General features: G+C 40.6%; 4 protein-coding genes. All 4 read right to left on the bottom strand.

Annotated features, from left to right (window positions below; translation table 11 throughout):
- Nucleotides 1-119: 119 nt before the first annotated feature.
- The 4 genes from IM479_RS15940 to IM479_RS15925 all read right to left on the bottom strand — a co-directional run bounded on the left by IM479_RS15940 (nt 120) and on the right by IM479_RS15925 (nt 4,685).
- Complete coding sequence (locus IM479_RS15940) at nt 120-380, bottom strand: hypothetical protein (protein WP_287687302.1); 261 nt, start codon at nt 378-380, stop codon at nt 120-122.
- 36 nt (nt 381-416) lie between these two features.
- The gene (locus tag IM479_RS15935; RefSeq protein ID WP_287687300.1) at nt 417-2,552 is read right to left on the bottom strand and encodes an O-linked N-acetylglucosamine transferase, SPINDLY family protein; all 2,136 of its coding nucleotides are present in this window, start codon (nt 2,550-2,552) and stop codon (nt 417-419) included.
- Between the two features lie 3 nt (nt 2,553-2,555).
- Nucleotides 2,556-3,251: a Uma2 family endonuclease gene (locus IM479_RS15930; protein WP_287687299.1), complete on the bottom strand. Its 696-nt coding sequence runs from the start codon at nt 3,249-3,251 to the stop codon at nt 2,556-2,558.
- Between the two features lie 150 nt (nt 3,252-3,401).
- The gene (locus IM479_RS15925; RefSeq protein WP_286826473.1) at nt 3,402-4,685 is read right to left on the bottom strand and encodes an aspartate aminotransferase family protein; all 1,284 of its coding nucleotides are present in this window, start codon (nt 4,683-4,685) and stop codon (nt 3,402-3,404) included.
- Nucleotides 4,686-4,874 lie beyond the last annotated feature (189 nt).

The following is a 4,874-nucleotide window of genomic DNA, read 5'->3' as shown; positions in this document are numbered from 1 at the left end:
GGCCGAATTTGAAGTCTTTTCTGAACGAAACCCCCTACTATCTGTGGTCAAGGTTCAGTTTTTAGCTTGGTTATCGCTTTTTCCATTGTAGCTTAAAGCCGTCGTAAAACGACGGGGTTTTAACCCAAATTTTCGATAACTTTAACTCGATCGCTTAAACCCTCTATCTTCGCGTCTAGGGTTCGGATATCGCCTTTAATTTCCGACTGCCCTAACTCTAAATTCTTCTGTCCGTTTTCCATGGTGATTAGTCGGCTTTCCATGGTGATTAGTCGGCTTTCCATGGCGGTTAGTCGGTTTTCGATCGCCTTCTGTCCGTTGGCAATGCCGATAATTAAATCCTCTAATCTTTTTAAATCTTTTTCAGTTGCGGCTGTCATCAGTTAAACTCCTATTAGTTGAATTTTTTCTCATTATCAACTTCCCTCCCAGATTTTTAGATAGGCGTTTTCCATATTTTGAGCGAATTTTTTCCCTTGCCAGAGGGGAGCTATGTCACGATTTCCTAACAGTTGATGGCTGATGTCTTGACGAAGGGAGCGATCGAGTCCTAATTTTACTCCCCAGTCGATATATTCTGTCTCATTCCAGCCAATTCCGACTTCAATACCAGCATTAATCATAAAAGTATAACTATTGCGGGCGGAAAATTGTTCTCCTACCAATGTAACTAAAGGGATTCCTTGCCATAAAACTTCTAAGGTGGTGGTAGCACCATTGTAGGGATAGGTATCTAACACCACATCGGCAATCTGTAAATTAGCGCGATGGGTATATTCATCTATATCTCTCGGTAAAAACCGCAATCTTTGGGGATTAACTCCTTCCCGAATCGCTATTTCAGTAAATAATTCTTGAATTTTTTCAGTCTTACCGACTCCCTTAATCAGAAAATAACTATTAGGCACTTGTGCGAGAATTTTCATCTGAAGTTTAATGGTATCAGGATGGCGTTTCATGCCACTTTGTACGGAAAAATAGATGGTAGCATCGGGGGGAATTTCTAAATCTTCTCGACGTAGATTGGGAGTGCCGATTTCAAAACCATCCACTGCTAAATATGTCTCTGGTAAACGATAGATTTTTTCTCGATAATATTCCTCCGCTTGCTGGGGTAAAACGTAGGGATCGGCGATATAGTAATCAATAGTTGCTAATCCAGAAGCATCCCAACCTAACCAAGTCACTTGTTTTGCTGCGGGTTTCAGTGCCATAATCTGATTGGTGAGATTATGGGTTAAACTGTCTAAATCTACCAGAATATCTATCTGATCTTGTTGAATTTGTTGGGCAACTTCTAGGGGATTTTGAGCGTAGGGAAAATGACGGATAATATCTCGGCTATCCCGAAACCATTGACGGGTAATTTCATCTTCTTTTTGGTTAATAGTATAGATGGCTATTTGCAATTTTTCTCGATCATGATGGTGAATTAACCAACGACTTAACCAACCGACGGAATGATGTTTTAAGGTACTGGCAAGATAACCGATCGTTAGTTTTTCTGGAACTTTTTTGATCGTAAGCAAAGGAGTTTTAAAACTATTATTATCAAGGAAAATTTCGGCGACGCGATTAGTTAATTGTCGATTGGCTAAGGCTCGATCGCCTAGGTAGGGTAAAGGACTAGAAACATTGAGAAAGCTAGTTTTAATAATTGGTTCTAAAGTGATATTTTTCTGACGGATTAATTCCTGTAATAAATTCTGATATTCTTGATAAATATGCTCAATTGCTTGCCAAACTCCCCAGCGCAAAAGTATTAACAAAATTAGATAATTACTGTATAACTTTAGGGTTGGAGTTAGACAAATTTCTCGCAATTGATAGGCAGTTATCAAAGAATTATCAAAGTCTTCGGCTAAAATATAGAGGTTAACTAACTGTTCTAAAAGACTCAGATCATTTGGTCTTAATTGCAGACAAAGTTTAATAATTTCTACTCCAAAAGTGGGACTTTGTTGCTTGTTGGTGACTCGTGCCGCTATCTGAAAAGCTTGGGGGATAAAACTATCAGCTAATTCCTCTAGGTAGGGTAAACTTGCTTGAGCTAAATCTAAAGTTAATTCGTGGGGATATAAAAGACTTTTGAGAACTACATTTAAAAGCAATTCTCGGTTAGGATTATATCTGAGATTGTCTTGAATAGGATAATTAAGTAGTTCTTCTGGATCGAATATTTCTAAATCTAAAGCTAAATCGAATAAAGCTAATAAATTATTAATTGACTTGGGAACAATTTCCTGTAGATAATAGCGAAGATATTCTACAGCTGCCAGATCACCTTTGCTTTGTTGTCGTCGTGCTTCTGCGTCTAAAACTGCTTCTAATTCTGCTTGCCATTGCTTAACTTGTTCGGGATTTCCTTCCCTGAAAACATTTTGCCACATCACCTGTGCTGCTGCTTCTAAATTTTGCAGAAGATAGGCAACTCCCAAGTACCAATAGTCAGAAATATTTTCGGGATTGTTATCGATTAGTTCCTCGTAGATTGCCGCAGCTTGAGGATAATCTTCGGCAATTAAAGCTTGATAAGCGTCAGGATGCCACATAAATCAGTTATCAGTTTTTTGAGATAATATCTTCAGAAAATCTTGATGTTCTTGACTGGCTAAACCTTGCTGTAAAACTGTCAAAACCTGTCCTAAGTTATCCGCTAATAAAGCATTAACATCTAACCAAAGACCAGGGAAAACCTGCGAGTAAATTATCCCTCGACTATCGGGTTCAAGTTTAATATATTCTCCAGCATTTAATCGGAACCAATCTAATTGACGTTCATAAACTCGCCAAACAAGATATTCTTGCACTTGATTACGACGATAAACTCGCCATTTATTGTGGAGATCATAGGAAGCACTAGAAGCGGCGATTTCTACGATTAATTCTGGCGCACCTTCGATATAATCATCGTTACTAATAGTTGATTGTCCAGCAATTTTAATTCTTAGTAAAGCATCCGGTTGTACCTCATTATCTGCATCCAGACGCACTGTGGTATTATCCGCAGACATCACCCCAATTGTGGCAGCTTTATAGACCCCTAACCAAGTTAAAATATCAGAATGAGGTTCTCCATGACTCTGCACTCGCACAGGAGAAGACATATAAACTATTCCTTCAATTAATTCGGCTTTTTTTATTTCAGAAAGGTTCTGATAACGGCACTCAAATTCCTGGCGACTTAGTTGATCCCCATTTTCTAAAGGAGGGGTTTTAGGGAGGGAATAAATAGGTTCAGAAGTGATCATTTTATTTACCCCGAACAACAGTAGATTTATCCTCCCCTAGTCCAGTGAAAAGGTGACATTTAGGGGGATAAAGCTCAAAAAGAATTGACTCATAACTGGAAACTGTCAACTTAAAACTTACATCTGATAACTGATAACTGATAACTGAAATTAAACCACTTTAGCGATAGCAACTTCTAGTTTATCCATAGCCTCATCTACTTCTGTTTCCGAGACAATTAAAGGAGGGACAAAACGGAGAACTTTCGGACCGGCCGGAGCAATTAATAAACCCTCTGTCAAAGCTGCATTAACAATGGTAGATGAAACCAACTCACTTTCTGAATTAATTTCCAGACCATTAATTAAACCCCAACCGCGCACATCGACAAATAGATGGGGATATTGAGAAGCAATCACGCGTAAACGGCTGCGTAATTGTTCCCCTCGGTGCTGGACATTTTCGAGAATATGATCCCGTTCAATGGTTTGTAATACTGTTAAAGCTGAGGCACAAGCGAAAGGATTACCTCCAAAGGTACTCGCATGACTACCCGGTTCAAACACATCACAGAATTTTCTGCACATCATCGCACCGATGGGAATACCACCCGCTAAACCCTTAGCAGAAGTGAAAATATCCGGTTCTACTCCTAAATTCTCATAACCCCAGAGTTTACCAGTTCTTCCGACTCCCACCTGTACTTCATCAAAGACAAGCAAAATGTTATTTTCGTCGCAAATTTGCCGTAAACGTTGGAAATATTCGATATCCCCTGGACGAACTCCCCCTTCACCCTGCAAGGGTTCCAACATAATCGCAGCCACCCGACGATTACCCTCATCGAGATCAGCGATCGCATTTTCTACCGCTTCGATATCATTATAGGGAATATAGGCAAACCCCGGCATCAGGGGTTCAAAGTCTTTTTGATACTTCGGTTGACCGGTTGCGGTGATGGTAGCTAAAGTCCGACCGTGAAAACTAGCGTGAGCGGTTAAAATAACCGGCTGTTCGAGGAAATCTAGCACCGTATGGGCATATTTTCGTACTAATTTAATCGCCGCTTCGTTCGCTTCCGCACCAGAATTACAGAAAAAGACTTTATCAGCGCAGGAATGATCGACAATCCATTTAGCTAGTTCCCCTTGTTCGGGAATATAGTATAAATTCGAGACATGATGGAGTTTTTGGATTTGCTGGCTAACCACTGCAATTAAAGCGGGGTGTGCGTGACCGAGGGTACAGGTGGCAATTCCCGCAACAAAATCAAGGTATTGTTTACCGGAAGTATCCCAGAGAAGACAGCCTAACCCTTTGGCGATCGCAATAGGGAAGCGACCATAAGTATTCATCACATAGCTGTTAAAACTATCTCGATCGAAGGGTTGATTCGGGTTTAAATTGGGAGTGGGATCAACTAGGGTTGGTTCTAAAAGGGTTTCTGGACTCACTGGGGAACTCCTGCGCGATTAGACTTGACACTCTCGCCGTCAAGCTAGGCTGTGACGGGAGATTCTTGCTTCTACTCCTCTTAACTAGACACAATCGGAAGACTATGCCCCCGTCAGACCGAATCCACAAGCGTTTTAGTTTAACGTCTGCCGACTGCCCGGACGGCTCTGAATTTTATTTGTGGGCAG

It is taken from the genome of Microcystis sp. M165S2 (assembly GCF_020245885.1).
Lineage (GTDB): Bacteria > Cyanobacteriota > Cyanobacteriia > Cyanobacteriales > Microcystaceae > Microcystis.
This window is presented reverse-complemented; position numbering and strand designations above follow the sequence as displayed.